The organism is Jeotgalibacillus marinus (assembly GCF_040801915.1).
GTDB classification, from domain to species: Bacteria; Bacillota; Bacilli; order Bacillales; family Jeotgalibacillaceae; genus Jeotgalibacillus; species Jeotgalibacillus marinus.
Window position 1 is genome coordinate 29,466 of the sequence record NZ_JBFMIA010000004.1, and the last position, 14,991, is coordinate 44,456.

Annotated in this window: 16 protein-coding genes, 1 other RNA gene and 1 pseudogene; 6 read left to right on the forward strand and 12 right to left on the reverse strand. The window is 37.3% G+C overall.

Translation table 11 applies throughout. The features are described from left to right. Positions 1–5 precede the first annotated feature (5 nt). Both paaA and AB1471_RS06980 read right to left on the reverse strand, forming a co-directional pair. Positions 6–962 (reverse strand): 1,2-phenylacetyl-CoA epoxidase subunit PaaA, encoded by a 957-nt coding sequence (paaA, locus tag AB1471_RS06975; protein ID WP_367779030.1) that lies wholly within the window; start codon positions 960–962, stop codon positions 6–8. Positions 963–1,045: 83 nt separating this feature from the next. Further along, positions 1,046–2,371: a phenylacetate--CoA ligase family protein gene (locus tag AB1471_RS06980; protein ID WP_367779031.1), complete on the reverse strand. Its 1,326-nt coding sequence runs from the start codon at positions 2,369–2,371 to the stop codon at positions 1,046–1,048. Between the two features lie 252 nt (positions 2,372–2,623). Between AB1471_RS06980 and AB1471_RS06985 the strand changes: the two genes are divergently transcribed. Continuing rightward, entirely contained in the window at positions 2,624–3,121 is a 498-nt protein-coding gene (locus tag AB1471_RS06985; RefSeq protein WP_367779032.1) for a hypothetical protein, read from the forward strand. A gap of 108 nt (positions 3,122–3,229) precedes the next feature. Next, positions 3,230–4,087 carry a tryptophan 2,3-dioxygenase gene (kynA, locus tag AB1471_RS06990; protein WP_367779033.1) on the forward strand — a complete coding sequence of 286 codons (858 nt, stop codon included), beginning with the start codon at positions 3,230–3,232 and terminating at the stop codon, positions 4,085–4,087. Between the two features lie 140 nt (positions 4,088–4,227). Here the strand turns inward: kynA and AB1471_RS06995 are convergent, their stop codons facing one another. Further along, complete coding sequence (locus tag AB1471_RS06995) at positions 4,228–4,494, reverse strand: ATP synthase subunit C-like protein (protein WP_367779034.1); 267 nt, start codon at positions 4,492–4,494, stop codon at positions 4,228–4,230. Between the two features lie 632 nt (positions 4,495–5,126). On the opposite strand from AB1471_RS06995, the gene AB1471_RS07000 reads away from it, so the two are divergent. Genes AB1471_RS07000 through AB1471_RS07010 form a run of 3 tightly spaced genes read left to right on the forward strand, consistent with a single transcriptional unit; the run spans position 5,127 to position 6,223 of the window. Then, positions 5,127–5,351 (forward strand): spore coat associated protein CotJA, encoded by a 225-nt coding sequence (locus AB1471_RS07000; RefSeq protein WP_367779035.1) that lies wholly within the window; start codon positions 5,127–5,129, stop codon positions 5,349–5,351. A 13-nt stretch (positions 5,352–5,364) separates the two neighbouring features. Next, a complete protein-coding gene (locus AB1471_RS07005; protein ID WP_367779036.1) occupies positions 5,365–5,628 on the forward strand; it encodes a spore coat protein CotJB in 264 nt (87 codons plus the stop codon). Between the two features lie 25 nt (positions 5,629–5,653). After that, on the forward strand, positions 5,654–6,223 hold the full coding sequence (locus tag AB1471_RS07010) for a manganese catalase family protein (protein ID WP_367779037.1): 570 nt from the start codon (positions 5,654–5,656) through the stop codon (positions 6,221–6,223). A gap of 653 nt (positions 6,224–6,876) precedes the next feature. Here AB1471_RS07010 and AB1471_RS07015 read toward each other — a convergent pair. Beyond that, on the reverse strand, positions 6,877–7,464 hold the full coding sequence (locus tag AB1471_RS07015; protein WP_367779174.1) for a cupin domain-containing protein: 588 nt from the start codon (positions 7,462–7,464) through the stop codon (positions 6,877–6,879). Positions 7,465–7,517: 53 nt separating this feature from the next. On the opposite strand from AB1471_RS07015, the pseudogene AB1471_RS07020 reads away from it, so the two are divergent. After that, positions 7,518–7,694 (forward strand): annotated as a pseudogene (locus AB1471_RS07020) (manganese catalase family protein); the annotation flags it as partial. Between the two features lie 103 nt (positions 7,695–7,797). Here AB1471_RS07020 and ssrS read toward each other — a convergent pair. From ssrS to AB1471_RS07060, 8 genes are all read right to left on the reverse strand, one after another. Next, a non-coding RNA gene (ssrS, locus tag AB1471_RS07025) (6S RNA) lies at positions 7,798–7,992 on the reverse strand. A gap of 109 nt (positions 7,993–8,101) precedes the next feature. Continuing rightward, positions 8,102–8,476: a nucleotide excision repair endonuclease gene (locus AB1471_RS07030; RefSeq protein ID WP_367779038.1), complete on the reverse strand. Its 375-nt coding sequence runs from the start codon at positions 8,474–8,476 to the stop codon at positions 8,102–8,104. Positions 8,477–8,637: 161 nt separating this feature from the next. Next, on the reverse strand, positions 8,638–8,811 hold the full coding sequence (locus tag AB1471_RS07035; RefSeq protein WP_367779039.1) for a DUF3813 domain-containing protein: 174 nt from the start codon (positions 8,809–8,811) through the stop codon (positions 8,638–8,640). Between the two features lies 1 nt (position 8,812). Continuing rightward, entirely contained in the window at positions 8,813–8,977 is a 165-nt protein-coding gene (locus tag AB1471_RS07040; RefSeq protein WP_367779040.1) for a hypothetical protein, read from the reverse strand. A 631-nt stretch (positions 8,978–9,608) separates the two neighbouring features. Continuing rightward, on the reverse strand, positions 9,609–10,727 hold the full coding sequence (locus AB1471_RS07045) for an NAD(P)/FAD-dependent oxidoreductase (RefSeq protein ID WP_367779041.1): 1,119 nt from the start codon (positions 10,725–10,727) through the stop codon (positions 9,609–9,611). 175 nt (positions 10,728–10,902) lie between these two features. Next, positions 10,903–12,027: a Ger(x)C family spore germination protein gene (locus AB1471_RS07050; protein ID WP_367779042.1), complete on the reverse strand. Its 1,125-nt coding sequence runs from the start codon at positions 12,025–12,027 to the stop codon at positions 10,903–10,905. Continuing rightward, positions 12,024–13,109, reverse strand: a complete 1,086-nt coding sequence (locus AB1471_RS07055; protein WP_367779043.1) for a GerAB/ArcD/ProY family transporter — start codon at positions 13,107–13,109, stop codon at positions 12,024–12,026. The genes AB1471_RS07050 and AB1471_RS07055 overlap by 4 nt, the downstream gene beginning before the upstream one ends. A 6-nt stretch (positions 13,110–13,115) precedes the next feature. Next, entirely contained in the window at positions 13,116–14,609 is a 1,494-nt protein-coding gene (locus AB1471_RS07060; RefSeq protein ID WP_367779044.1) for a spore germination protein, read from the reverse strand. Positions 14,610–14,991: the final 382 nt, after the last annotated feature.

Below are 14,991 nucleotides of genomic sequence, written 5' to 3' on the forward strand. Positions count from 1 at the left end.
CCCTTCTAAACGACTTCACTCTTTGGACTTAGTGCTTCTCTTACCCATGCATTATTTTCATAAGACAGCTCACGAAGTCGCAAGCGATCTTTCGATTTTGGTCCTCTGTTTTGAACAATTTCTTTGAATTTAGACCAATCGGGTTGCTGGTAAATCCACTCTTCCTTCCCTTGATCGTAATGCATCGTAGGGTCGGGAATCGTTAAGCCAAGTGACAGTATTCTAGGAACGTATTTCGTGAAAAAGTCTTGGCGAAGTTCTTCATTGGATTTTGAACGAATACCGTACTTGGCTGTAATATCTTGCTTAGATGATCCTGTAGCTTTTGCATCTCCTGGTCCAAAAAACATAAGGAGCGATTCCCACCAACGGTCAATCGCATCTTGAATCATGGTCTGTTGTTCATCTGTTCCTTCTGCAAGGGCCATAATAATTGCTTCGCCGTGCTGTGCGTGAAACACTTCCTCTGCACAAATCCGCTTAAGTGCTCGCGCATATGGTCCGTAAGAAGCACTCAACATATTTGTCTGTGTAATAATTGCAGCACCATCAACGAGCCAACCAATTAACCCTGCATCTCCCCATGTAGGCGCTTCCATATGAAATACATTATGAAACTTTAAATCTCCTGTAAAAAGATCATTCATAAGATCTTCACGGGTACGCCCAAGTGGCTTGATTAAATCTTCTGTTACACGAAGGAGCAATTGACCATGACCCATTTCATCCTGTACTTTCGCCATAATCCCAAGCTTTCTTTTTAAAGATGGCGCTTTTGGTACCCATTCTTTCTCAGGTAATGCACCCATTATTTCGCTGATTCCATGCATCGAAATTAGCTTTATCAGCACTTTTCGATATTCATCCGGCATCCAGTCATCCGCTTCGATCTTTTCCCCCGCCTCAATGCGAGCCAAAAACTGTTCATATTTTTCTTCTGTTAGCATCGTTTCGTTCACCATATATTCCACCACCTTATATAACGTTTATTTAACGTAATTATATATTAATGTTACATAAAGTTCAACGGAATGTTCTGAATTTTTCACGTATAACTGTTTAGCACCCGTTGATCAATGACGCGAACTGCTTTTCCTTCTGATCGCGGAATTGTATTTGGTGCACAAACCGTAACGTCCATTGAAACCATTAAATGATTTTTAAGCCGTCGTGTAATGTCAGTAGAAATCTTCCGTACGGTTGCATGCTGAACTGAAAAACTAGCTTCTTTATAAACTTTTTCAGTAAGCTCAACGTGAAGCGATACCCTATCCATCGTACCTGTTGTGTTAACATACAGCTGATAGTGTGGCACTACTTCTTTGGAATAAAGCAATTGATGTTCGATTTCTGAAGGGTAGACATTTACTCCTCGAACAATGATCATATCGTCAATCCGCCCTTTAATTCGTGACATTCTCGTGGTTGTTCTACCACACACACATTTTTCTCTCGATAGCGAAGCGATATCACCTGTGCGATAACGGATAACCGGAAACGCTTCTTTTGTTAAACTTGTGAATACAAGTTCACCTTCTTGACCATCTTCCACTTGTTGTAGCGTTATGGGATCGATTACCTCAACATAAAAATGATCTTCCGCCACATGAAGTCCATTTTGACCTTCATGACATTCCATCGCAACACCTGGCCCCATGACTTCACTTAGTCCATAAATATCACACGCTTTGATCCCGAGCTTTTCTTCAAGCACACTTCTCATTTTTTCAGACCAAGGCTCTGCTCCTAAAATGCCTACCCGTAAAGAATTTTCAAAAGGAGAAATGCCTTGCTTTTCCATCTTTTCAGCAATATGCAGTGTATAAGACGGGGTGCCACAAATGACGCTAGGTTTAAAGTCTTGAATCAATTGAATTTGCTTGTCCGTATTCCCACCTGATACAGGAACGGTCGCCATGCCTAGCATTTCACTACCATAATGGAGTCCAAGACCACCCGTAAATAGACCATAGCCATACGCGTTATGTAACACTTCACCCTTTTTTGCGCCAGCCATCATGATGGCACGAGCAACAAGTTCACTCCACACATAGATATCACTTTTCGTGTAACCTACAACTGTCGGCTTGCCACTCGTACCTGAAGAAGCGTGGATCCGTATAATTTCACTTTGGTCAACAGCAAACATTCCAAATGGATAATTGTCACGTAAATCTTGTTTTGTTGTAAACGGAAGCTGTTGAATCTGTTCTAGGTGGCTTAGTTGAGAAAGTTCGAGTCCTGCCTCATTAAAGCGATGCTTATAAAAAGGAACGGTCTCGTAAACTCCCTCTATCGTTTTTTTCAGTCTCGTTAACTGTAGCTCTTTCATCTTCTCTCGATAAAACGTTTCTTCTTTGCGTAAGATCATTCCCACACCTCTTCGCATAACGACATTTTTACGTTTAAAATATATTTGTGATACCGTACCATGAAAATACCTTTAATTATCAGAAAAGTCAATGTTTTTTATTAATTGTCCTAAAAAAGCATGAAAAAGCCCCCACTTATCATAAGGGAAAGGGCTTTTAGTCATGATGTTGTGCTAAACAAAAAAATCACACAGATTTTCACACTCTCTGTCATACCTATAATAATGAACCTTTCGAAAGGAGTGTTTAGGATGCGAAGAAAACACTCATTACAAATACCTCTTCTGATCACCATATTCTTAGCAATTACTCTTTTACTTCTTCTCCTTTTACCTTCAAATGCAGATAAAGCGAGTGCGACAGTCGATGAATTTTATCAACTTGAACAACAAGCTAATTATTCAGCAGCATGGGAATTATTCCACCAAGAGATGCAAGAGCGTTTTTCCAAAGATAACTATATTATCGATCGAACAGATTTAGTCGTGAACCAGTTTGGAACAGACACCTTTACCTACTCGCTCAGTAAACCTGAAAAAGTGGAGAATTGGAAAATGACAGCTGATTCTAAACCACTAACTGCCTATAAAATCATAGCCACACTCACTCTCGTCGGCAAATATGGACATTTTGATTATGTTCAATATATCTATGTCACAAAAGTCGATAAAGAGTGGAAAATTCTATGGGATTACAAAAATTTAATGGCAAGTAGGCTCACCTCATTCGTAACCCTTTTGGTGAGGTGAGCTGTTATTTATAGCTCATTGTCTAATTCTGTGTTATCACGTTACAATAGATAAAAGATAATAGATAAATCATAATCAATGGATGATATGCTCACGAGGAGGTTTCAAATGTCGATCAACAAAGGCCAATTTCAAGACCCCACCACTGCTAGTGAAAAAGGAATTCACACTGACTTTGCTAAAAGTATGACATATGGTGAGTATTTAAACCTAGATGAGTTATTGTCTGCTCAGAATTGTTTATCAGACCATCACGATGAAATGCTTTTTATCGTGATTCACCAAGTGAGTGAGCTGTGGATGAAGCTTATTTTACACGAAACGAATTCAGCAATAAAAGCAATACAAGACGGACAACTTGCTACTTCTTTTAAACGATTGGCTCGTGTATCAAAAATTCAATCCCAAATTATCCAAGCCTGGGATGTGCTTTCAACATTAACTCCAGCAGAATATATGGAGTTTCGCGATTCACTTGGTCAAGCATCGGGGTTTCAATCGTATCAGTATCGCATGATTGAATTCACCCTTGGCTACAAAACAAGCCATGTGTTAAAAATTTACGAGAAAGACCCTGTATTACATAGCACCCTAACAAAAGCTTTCCATGCCCCTAGTTTGTATGATGTGGCCATTCAATCGCTCTCCAAATCTGGGTTAGAAATTAATTCGGATCTACTTGATCGCGATTTTTCTGAGCCTTATGAAGCGGATGAAAGCGTAAAACAAGCATGGTTAACTGTGTACCGTGATGTTGATCAATATTGGGATTTATATCAGCTTGGAGAAAAACTAGTAGACATTGAGGACTGGTTGCAACAATGGCGATTCCGTCACATGAAAACGGTTGAACGCATCATTGGCTTTAAAGTTGGGACAGGTGGATCATCTGGTGTAACTTATTTAAAAAAAGTATTAGATCAACGCTTCTTTCCTGAATTATGGGATTTAAGAACCGAAATTTAATTTAAATGAACAACGAATAAAGTGCACCGATAAGTTGTGCACTTTTTTGTATCACGACTCCTAAGCCTATTCTTATGGGCGCTTACGCCTCCTCGTTCACATCACAATTTTTTCACCGTAAGTGACGATGAATCAAAACGTTAACAATCTGAATCACAAGAACGTTTAGCAACACATATTAACTTTTTAGCTACGATGAAAGCCAATACACCTAATATTAGTATAGCTATAACACCTATTATTAGTGCAATGATTACACTCATTGCAGCTTCAGGATTACGACCAATAGCTTCTACGGCTGCTGCTGTCATCGTACCTAAGCCTAGACCAAGACCAATATAAGCTAACATAGCAAGCCCTGCACTAATGCAACATAAACCACAGGAGATTTTCTTTAAAGTGCTCATGCTTTTACTCCTTTCCCGCCATATTCATATAGTTTATGAGTGTGTAATCGGTCTGGTGTACCTATTTCAAAAAATTAAAGGGTATCTCTAAATCTTGAGATTTACTGATATGATTAATCTAATAGAGGTTTGACCGTTATAGAAAATCAAAATTTATTCAATTAGAAGCACACTGCCTGATATTTTTCTCTAAAGAAAATACTTGTAATGGATTATTCCAATTAAATAACGTTCGAGGGAAGGCATTTATCAGTTTCTTAAACGGAGCAAGTTTGAGGAACAATACTTACTATTCAATTCAAAAAAGCTAGAGCTCGAACTGAACGCTAACTTTTTTGTGAGGGTGTTTAAAGCAACTTTAGTTCATTTATAATCTCAACTTCCCCCTGAAATCACTTCTGTCATAAATATCATTTTCCCACCAAATAATTTATTCTAACTTAACAACGAATAAAGTGCACAAATTTTGGAAACAATTCTAAACAATTGGATGAAAAGTTGTGCACTTTTTTGTTTTCAAATTAAAGCAACGAGCCTGTGGGTATTCCTGTAGTTAGTTAATCTACCTGCCTGTACTATATCCATCAAAGATGAATATAATGTGAAGTCAACATTAATTGGAGGTGAATTGAGTGACCAAAAAAACGGATGAATATTCTACAAAATCTTACGTCCCTTATCATAGTCCCTTTGACCCATGCCCACCTCTTCAAAGAAAATACTATAGTACACCACCGAATCTATATATTGGATTTCAGCCGCGAAATCTTCAGCAATTTTCACCAATTGAAGCACTAAAAAAAGGGACACTGTGGACACCTTTTTATGATTATTATGAAAATCCGTATAAAAAGTAAAGGAGGTTAAAAAATGAATAAGCCTCTGCCTAAAGAGTACTATACACAATTAGAGGAAATCCAAGCCATCGATTTTACTCTCTATGAGCTTGCATTGTATTTAGACACACACCCTTCAGATTCTCAAGCAATTCAACAATATAACCAATGCGCGGTTTACTGTAAACAATTAAAAGCACAATTCGAATCAACCTTTGGTCCTTTACAGTTCGGAAGTCCGAATACAAATCAACAGGAATGGACTTGGAATAGCGGACCATGGCCTTGGCAAATATAAGAAAGAATCATGAGGTGAACGAACAATGTGGGCTTATGAAAAAAAGCTGATGTATCCTGTAAAAGTAAGTACATGTAATCCAACCCTGGCTAAATACTTAACGGAACAATACGGAGGAGCAGATGGAGAACTAGCAGCAGCCCTCCGCTACTTAAATCAACGTTACACAATCCCAGATAAAGTAATTGGGCTGTTAACAGATATAGGGACCGAGGAGTTTGCTCATTTAGAAATGATTGCCACGATGATCTATAAATTAACGAAGGATGCAACACCAACGCAACTGAAAGATGCTGGCCTTGCAGAACACTATGTTAGTCATGATAGTGCTTTGTTTTACAGCAATGCTGCCGGCGTTCCTTTTACTGCTAGCTACATACAAGCAAAAGGTGATCCAATCGCGGATTTATATGAGGATATCGCAGCTGAAGAAAAAGCACGAGCAACATATCAATGGATTATTGACCAATCAGATGATCCAGATCTTAATGACGGTCTACGTTTCTTAAGAGAAAGAGAGATCATTCATTCACAGCGTTTTAGAGAAGCCGTAGAAATACTTATTGAAGAGAGAGATCGTAAAAAGGTCTTTTAAATAAAGAAGCAAGTCGACATATTTATGTGTTGATTTGCTTCTTTACGTTCATTGTAAAACGAAAGTTCCTTTTCTTGTCCAATTCAACTTCAACGTAACCTCTTTGTTTGCCATTCTTTAACACTCCTATTCATAGTCTTTTGGCATAAAAATAAAAGGGAACCAATAAAGCTCCCTTTTTTATCTCACTCAATAGTCCTAGTGAGGTTATGTCTTCACAACCACTATGTAATTAACATAAGCACCACGTTAGTCCATTAACTTCAACAAAAAATGCTTTATACTTTTTTCGATTAGCATTACCCTAAAGTCCAAAAAGAAAAGCGATCCTTATTAAAGAATCGCTCCTCAATTGTTAATCTAACGTTTGTGATTTTTTAAATGTAGAAATAACAGAGGTTCACAAATGAACTATTAACTAAATATTTTTACTTTATTACAACATATATTTGCTTTGCTGAAGAAGTTTAGATTCTCCTGTACGTTGCCATTCTTCAACTGTTTCGTATACTCTTTCAGGAGAATACCCTTTCCCTACAAGAACTCCCATTAGAATAAATTCTTGAAGAATGTGTGTGGAATTTATTCCCCTTTTAACATCCGTAATCCTTCTTTTACCAAAATTCCGTGTACTGTATCATTCATCTGGTATTTTACCGAAAATTTACATAGTCATGATTATAGCCTTCTTCTGAAGCTAAAGCATCTGCTTTGGTAACATTGACAGTCCCAAATGGATGGTTAGGAGGAGCATATATCGAGTAAAGTTTTAGTGGGATATTCCCTGTATTTGTTAGATTATGCCATGTTCCAGCTGGTATAAATATTGCAGAATCATCATACACAATTCTTTCAAAGTTTAAATTATTTTTACTTTTGCCCATTTGAACAATCCCTTGTCCTTGTTCAATACGTAAGAATTGATCAACGTCAGGATGCATTTCCAAGCCAATATCATCGCAAACATCGATACTCATTAATGTAGCTTGTAAATGTGTTCCTGTCCATATAGCAGTGCGATACGTATTGTTTTGCTTTGTTGCTTCATTGATATTAACGACAAATGGTTTTGTTCCATAATCTTTTAACAAAATACTTCCATCACCGTTGGAAGAGGGAAGAGAATAACATATGCTTTCATGAGGAAAAGTCCCGTAACTAGGATGTCTGCAATAGCTATACCTTGGAGCATTACCATAATAAGGATATTGATATGGATACATATAAGGATAATTATACATTTTCACCTTATTCCCTTCACGTTTATAAAATTATCCTATGCAATTGTTAAAGTAATGTACGTACTGAAGAAAAAGCACGCGCAACGTATCAATGGATTATTGACCAATCAGACGATCCCAGATCTTAATGACGGCCTGCGCTTCTTAAGAGAAAGAGAACTCATTCACAGCGATTTAGAGAAGCCGTGGAATTACTTATTGAAGAGAGAGATCGTAAAAAGGTCTTTTAAATAAAGGAGCAAGTCGACAAATTTATGTTGATTTGCTTCTTTATTTTGTTCCTAAACTAAAAAATCAGCCCCTATGAAGGAACTGATTTTATCGTTTGAAATATTATAAGCCACATTTGCCGTATGATTTAAGAAAGTTTTAAACCACCACTTTTCAAAGTGGGTGTTTGCAAAAATGTTCATGTATGTCCTCCTAGTCATATAGACGGAGACTTGACAATTCCATTTTTATGTTAAACTCCCTGTTACAGTATAAAGGTTAAAACTTAATTAGTTAGTACGAACAACGCAGCTTGTTTTACAATCATACCTCATCTATTTATTGAAATCAATAGTCATTTTCCCTAAATAAGTGACCAATTTTCCATCACGATTAGATGCTAAGGATCGGAAAGTCTCTTCAGTTTCTATTTATAAAAAACTTTGTCTACATTATATTTAGCTCGCAGCTCATTGATAATGTACGTTTCATAAATTTCACGGTGAGTTGGATCATCGACTATGCTTACATCAATGCGATACACTTCATCACGGTGATTTTTAACTGGTGACACGGTATCTTCAAAATGTTTTTTTACACGTTGTCTAAGCTTACGTGCCTTTCCGACAAATAGTAATTCATCATTCACGTTATAAAACGTAAAAATGCCACCTTTATCACGTGGAATTTGGTGGAAATCAATAAATCCGTGAATAGACTTTATTTCAGGTTCATTCGCATTCGATGTTTGCTTTCGTTCGGTAATACTTATATCCGCGTTTGGTATTTCAATGTTAATCATTTCATCACGTCCTCACATTGTATAAGGATTAATATTACCATATCTATATACTAAAATCCATGATTGCTTTATCGTAAACCTAGGTGATTCTCCTCTTCTCAAGCATTTTTCAGTTCATTTACAAAAGGAAGCTGATCACCTATCAGCTTCCTTTTGTTTGTCTATAGCTGCCGGATTTTTTGCTGCATTTCACTTAATTGCTTTTGCTCATCTATTGTAGAATTTGCAAAAGCGGATGACAGGCTGTTTTTTGCTCTTGCGACATCTTTTTCGTCTTTTGATGTGAGAGCTTGGTCTACAAACCCCCGTGCTTCTTGAAAGAGTTTATTTTTCACGTTAAAATCCTCCAAGCGTTGGATCAATGGATGATCCGTTCTCTCTGTCTGCCTTTTGTGTTTCAGCTTCGGCGTACGTCATATGGTATGGGAAGCGTTGATCATGCTGTGAAACAGAATCTTTGCCTTGTTTGACAAAACGTTTTGATTTGTTTCTTTTCCCCATTATGAATCCCCCCGAAGTTTTTGCTTATTAACACATCTCACTGTGTCGTTCTTATTATGGCTAAAAATGCGTTAGTCTATATGGGTAATAATTGGATCTTAGAGGAACTTATTTTGTGGAAAATTTTACATGTTTTGTGTCAAATGTAAGTGCACATGATAGTAGTGCAAGGAGCGAAAAAACTCCAGATGGGGTGAGGGCTTTGGACATGAATCGAACTGACCATTTTTAACGTCAATCATTATCATGAAAATGAGGTGTTTGTCGGAGATCAGCTACATGTCGTATAAACCATTCGAACACTTGCAAGAAAACGGTGCGTCAATGACGTACCGTTTTTTTAATTTCTTATATTGAACCAAATTCGCTCTTTTTCTCATTACACTTTTTACATGTATATGCCAAGGGTAAATGAGCATCATATTAGAGCAAGGAACGAAAAAACTCCAGATGGGGTGAAGGCTTTGGACATGAATCGAACTAACCATTTTTAACGTCAACCATTTTCATGAAAATGAGGTGTTTGTCAAAGTTCAATTACATGTCTAATAAACCATTCGAACACTTGCGAGAAAACGGTGCGTTAATGGCGCACCGTTTTTTAATTATTTCCTATGACTGGAACAAATTCTCATTTTTTTAGCGCACCCGCTACTTTATATAGATCAAGGTCGATCTTAGTTTCTTTCCCTAAAGCAATTTTCGCGAGTTCGGCTCCTAAAAAAGGTCCTACTGTTAAACCTGAAGCACCTAGTCCATTAGCAAATAATAGACCTTCAGTGTCTGGAACAAAACCAATTACAGGTAAGAATCCCGGGGTGAACGGTCTAAATCCAACCCTTGTTTCAACCATGGCCCCTTCTTCTAATCCAGGAGCAACCGTTAATGCTTTATCAAAAATTTCATGTAGTCCACCAACAGTGACACGTTGATCTAACCCTCTATCATTTTCGTGGGTAGCCCCCATCACAATCTTGCCCTTATCAAATGACAGAATGTACTGATCGTTTGGAGGCATAACGACTGGCCATGCGCTTGTTTCTGTTTCTTGCAATTTTAAATGAACAATTTGTGCTTTTTGAGATGTGACATTAAGCTCTATTCCAATTGATACTAGTAACTCATTTGCCCACGCACCTGCTGTTACGATCACTTGATCTGCAAAAAATTCACGATTATCAATTTTAACTCCAATAATCTTGTTTTTTTCAGTAAGAATCGTTGCATTACCATGAATACAAGTCGCTCCATGTTTAATTGCTGCACGGACCATTGATTGACGTAGTGCGCGTCCGTTGACTCGTGCCGCACCACTTATATGAACCGAGCTATATTCTTCAGAAAGTGGCGGGAACATTGCTTTCGTTTCAGCACAAGATAATCGTGTTATTTTACCGATTTCAGGAGCATCTCCGCGTCTTTTATAAGCCCGCTCCTCCATGCCATCTAGCTTGTTTTCATCCTTATGAACGCTGATCGCCCCTACTCTCTTATAACCTGTATCTGTTTCTCCATCTTCTTCTAGCATACCAATTAAATCACTGTAATATCGTGCACCCTCTTTTGCTAGATAATACCACGCTTGATTGCGTCGCTGAGACAACCATGGACACACAATCCCAGCTGCAGCATCTGTTGCCTGACCCGGATCTTGACGATCTACGAGCATCACTTGCGCTCCCGCTCGCGCAAGATGATAAGTAGTCGAAGCTCCAAGAATACCTCCCCCAACAACAATCGTTGATTTCATAAATAACACCTTTTCTATTTGCGTCTTTTATTGCCTAGTTTATTTTACAAAAGATTGTCTAGAGACTCAATTCGAATTAATTGAGATGTATATTTCGGTTTAAAAAAAGCCTCAGTCCTTTATGAAAAGTTACTGAGGCTTCGACTATGTGAGAAATTTGATCATAAGGTCTGGATTATTTTAGGGATCCGACATTTAGAATTTTCATCTCTACAGTTACATCGAATTGCGCTGTGGATACGATTTGTTCCGTTAGATCCTCTGTCCATTCACCATCATAATACATTCTAAATTTTTCACTGAACCCAACAGGATCAGCCCTTAAGTCACTTAATTCATTCAATAAATCGATTGTGTGGTTTTCCAGGTGTTCACCTATTTGTTTCTCAAGCTTGGCGAAATCCTCTCCGTTACTTAGATCTTTATCCCCAAGGTATTCCGTCAATGCTCCATTGAATTTAAGTTCAACAGTTAAGTGAGGGTCATTAATATTTTTATTGCCTTTAATTTTCGATTTACTTGTAATAAGATCTATCACTACTCTCTCTTCTTCAGAAGAGTTTTCGCTTAAGTTAAATGAGAACGGTGGGATCTCTCTAGTGCCTTGCAACGAATGAATTAACTTACCTTGTTCTAAATTAAATTTTTGTATCATCTCTTTACTATTACTATCGATTAAAGCCATACCCGCTACTTTCGGCAATGACTCTTCTTTTTCTAAATATGGAATTAAGGTGTCCAACACTGGATTTGTTTGAGCATACATAAACTCATGAATTGTGGTGAAGGGACCATACGTATTATTGATTTGCGGTCTCATTAAGGTAATTAGATAGCTAATTATACTTGGCTCTTCAGTATAATCAGCAGTCAAAACTTTTTCCGAGCTGCCTTTCACCACAACAATGCGTACATGGCCTCCAACAGTGGGATCCCGATAAAGATTTTCCAGGACAGACAACATCTTCCCACTCTCAGCAAATTTTTGGTCAAACATAATAACTTCTAATCCATTTAATTTAATTCTTTTGTCTGCTTGTGAAGAAATATCTATTATTCCCTCTTGCATCAATTTCGTTTCTGTTGAAAAGATTTGAGTATCCTTAGTATTTTCAGCCGTTGATTCGCCTGTTGGCACCGGAATGGCTACAGTCAGTTTCATGTTTTTTTCATCAATATAATCAATCCCCATCACACTCACCAGTGCTACGTGTTCAACCGAAGTATCTCGCGTTTCACCTGCACACCCTGTGATCATTAGCACACTAAAGGATAGTGTTAGCAAAAAGGAACGGTTCATTTGACACTCTCCCTTTTTCTAAACTTAATCAAATGAATGATGATTAACAAATTTGGCCATAAAATGATCCCATAGCCCACATAATTGATACTACTATGCCATATTTTTTCAAATGAATCAGAAAAAGGAATGGCTACAACTATGAACAGGATAATAGCAAGAATGTATAAGTGATACGTCTTATTGTTCGAACGTAATGAGTCCAGCCCTTTTTTCCCTGCCCATATATACACTGATGTAGTGGATAAAACGAGAAACACCCATAATGAAATCCCCATAACGTCTACTCGGTCAATAAATGACATCTCTACCGATTTTAACAACTTCAAAATCGGGTATAAAATGTTTGCCAACTGCCATTCTGAAAAAAACATCACAGCAACAAACGTAACCAAAAAGTAAATAATGCAACTTATCCATATCCCTATAGATACATGTTTGAACGCTTTTTGTTGATGGATAACGTAAGGATAATAAACTAAAATCAACTCATACCCAATCATCGTAACATAGCCATCTTTAAAGGCTTTTACAAACTCTTCAGATGTAAAAGTGTAGAAAGGAAGCATATGGCTAATTTCACCATCCACATATCCCCATTGCAAAAAATACATCATTGGAAGCGTTAAAAAAAACGTCATGATACAAAATCTTGCAATTGATTTTATTCCCCCATGAATAATATAAGTTAGAAGGAATAAAAAGAAAATAAGAGATCCTATAATCGTTTTGTCTGGTAGAGCAGAAACCTGTACAAGATCCAGATATCTTTCAATAAGTGATGCTCCAAAAGCAGTTGCGTACAAGACAAGTAATAAATTTACAAACCTACCCAACCATTTGCCTAATAACTTCTCGTTAATGGTATATATATTATGATTTTTGTACTGTTTGAGTAGCCAAATCATCGGGATAAGGGTAATATTTGCGACAATGCCAAATACCAATGGAAGCCACCACTGGCTAAATCCCATGGGGCTTATTAGGTAAGGCATTGATAACAAGCCCACCCCAACCAGGGAACTTTGTACGAGAAATACAACATGATAGCCATTCAGTTTTTTCACTTGATTAATGTGCACTACCTATCACTCCTCATCTAAAGGGCGAATTTTATTCTGATGGCTTCTAGACATACCCTTTTTAAATCTGAGTAACGAAATAGGGGCACGGACCACGTTGTCTAACAAGTCTGACCATGTTCTAGGTATACCGGGTGTCATATAAGGAGTACCTAGAGAAGTTAAATTTAAAAGATGAATAAAAAGTAAAGCAAACGCAGCCATTTGTCCATACATTCCAAACATACCAGCTGAAAGGATGAACACATACCGAATGAACCGGCTAGTATTACTTATTAAATAGTTTGGTGGTAAAAAGGAGAGCAGTGCTGATATCGCTACTAATACTACCAACACGTTGCTGATGAGACCCGCTTCAACAGCAGCAGTCCCGATAACAATTCCTCCTACGATACCGATTGTTTGACCGATTTTCGCCGGCATTCGGGATCCTGCTTCTCTTAATATTTCAATTACAAGCTCAATAAACAGCACTTCAATGACTGGAGGAAACGGGACCCTCTCTCTTGACTCTTGTAAGTTAACTAACACCTCAAAAGGCATAAGCTCTGGATGAAAAGTCAATGCCGAAATATAAGTGGGTGTTAAAATAATGGTCACAAAAAAACCGAAAAATCTCAGCATACGCAACAATGATGAGCTCGTCCATCGATTGTAATAATCTTCAGTTGGAACAAACAGTTCAAAAAAAGATGTTGGACAAATAATGGCTTCTGGGCTGTTGTCCATCATCACAACGACGCGCCCATCCAGTAGATATTTCGTAACTAAATCAGCCCTTATCGTCATGTTATATTGAGGGAAAGGTGACAGTGGCTGGTCTTCCATCAGTTGCATTAATATAGATACATCATAAAAATCAGTATAATCTTTATTTTCTTCAACTTTTGTTATGACTTTATCTAAGTTCTCCTTATTAACTATATTGTCTAGATATAAGACAGAAACTTTTGTATTTGATTCCGCCCCAATGGTATAATTTTTACTTTTTAGTGTTGAGCTGTGTATACGTCTTTTAACTAAAGAAAGATTTGTGTCCATTACTTCTGTAAAAAAATCTTGTGGTCCTATAACAGACGATTCTTTGTCTGAAATGCTAATAGAACGTTGGGGCATGCTTACAGTATTTAATGAAAAAAAAACATTTTCTTTATGAATAAAAACAATCGTAAAACCTTGAGTTAAAAGGGATATTACGTTTGAGAGGTCTTCTTTATCTAATGGTTCGGTTGAATGAACGATCGTTTCCTCTTGCTGTAATAGTGGGTTAATCACCATTTGTAGCAATATTTCTTGTTCTATAAGTGAACGATAGTAAATAATCGTAGCTATCCCTTCAGATGTTCTTATCTTTTGATAAACAACATCATCTATATCTCCAAGTTTTTCTTTAATTGCTTGTAAGGTAACAAATTCTTTCTTCTTCCTCAAAGGTGCAGGGGGTACTTTTTTCGGTTGTTTTTTTTGAGTTAACTTGTGAACCATTCTCAAAAGACTCATACCCGCACCTCCTTTTGGTGTTAGATGGGCTTAGTATGAACCACGGCAATGTTTATTATTACTCACCTAAACCTAATGACAAAGAACTTGGAGAAGTTTTACTGTCTATTTTTTAAAAATCAAAAAAGACAGTATGTAGCCAGGTTATTGAAAATAATCAGTGAAAAATGAAGGAATGAGGTATCACACCATTAGGTCCTTCAATGAAAATTCGTAGCGCTCAAGATTTTATGTTGCTAACTTCAGCCTCCGATGTCAAGATGTAGTAAAAACTACCTCTTTCCCTTAAACACATAGGGAATGGAGGTAGTTTAGTGTGACACTTATTAGCACCGAACTTACGACTTGAATTTACCTACTTAAATTGCTAAAGCACACCTGT

Bases quoted from the DNA above. Each gene is read 5' to 3' on its own strand.
- paaA (WP_367779030.1), bottom strand. From the start codon at position 962: ATGGTGAACGAAACGATGCTAACAGAAGAAAAATATGAACAGTTTTTG.
- AB1471_RS06980 (WP_367779031.1), bottom strand. From the start codon at position 2,371: ATGATCTTACGCAAAGAAGAAACGTTTTATCGAGAGAAGATGAAAGAG.
- AB1471_RS06985 (WP_367779032.1), top strand. From the start codon at position 2,624: ATGCGAAGAAAACACTCATTACAAATACCTCTTCTGATCACCATATTC.
- kynA (WP_367779033.1), top strand. From the start codon at position 3,230: ATGTCGATCAACAAAGGCCAATTTCAAGACCCCACCACTGCTAGTGAA.
- AB1471_RS06995 (WP_367779034.1), bottom strand. From the start codon at position 4,494: ATGAGCACTTTAAAGAAAATCTCCTGTGGTTTATGTTGCATTAGTGCA.
- AB1471_RS07005 (WP_367779036.1), top strand. From the start codon at position 5,365: ATGAATAAGCCTCTGCCTAAAGAGTACTATACACAATTAGAGGAAATC.
- AB1471_RS07010 (WP_367779037.1), top strand. From the start codon at position 5,654: ATGTGGGCTTATGAAAAAAAGCTGATGTATCCTGTAAAAGTAAGTACA.
- AB1471_RS07015 (WP_367779174.1), bottom strand. From the start codon at position 7,464: ATGTATAATTATCCTTATATGTATCCATATCAATATCCTTATTATGGT.
- AB1471_RS07030 (WP_367779038.1), bottom strand. From the start codon at position 8,476: ATGATTAACATTGAAATACCAAACGCGGATATAAGTATTACCGAACGA.
- AB1471_RS07040 (WP_367779040.1), bottom strand. From the start codon at position 8,977: ATGGGGAAAAGAAACAAATCAAAACGTTTTGTCAAACAAGGCAAAGAT.
- AB1471_RS07045 (WP_367779041.1), bottom strand. From the start codon at position 10,727: ATGAAATCAACGATTGTTGTTGGGGGAGGTATTCTTGGAGCTTCGACT.
- AB1471_RS07050 (WP_367779042.1), bottom strand. From the start codon at position 12,027: ATGAACCGTTCCTTTTTGCTAACACTATCCTTTAGTGTGCTAATGATC.
- AB1471_RS07060 (WP_367779044.1), bottom strand. From the start codon at position 14,609: ATGAGTCTTTTGAGAATGGTTCACAAGTTAACTCAAAAAAAACAACCG.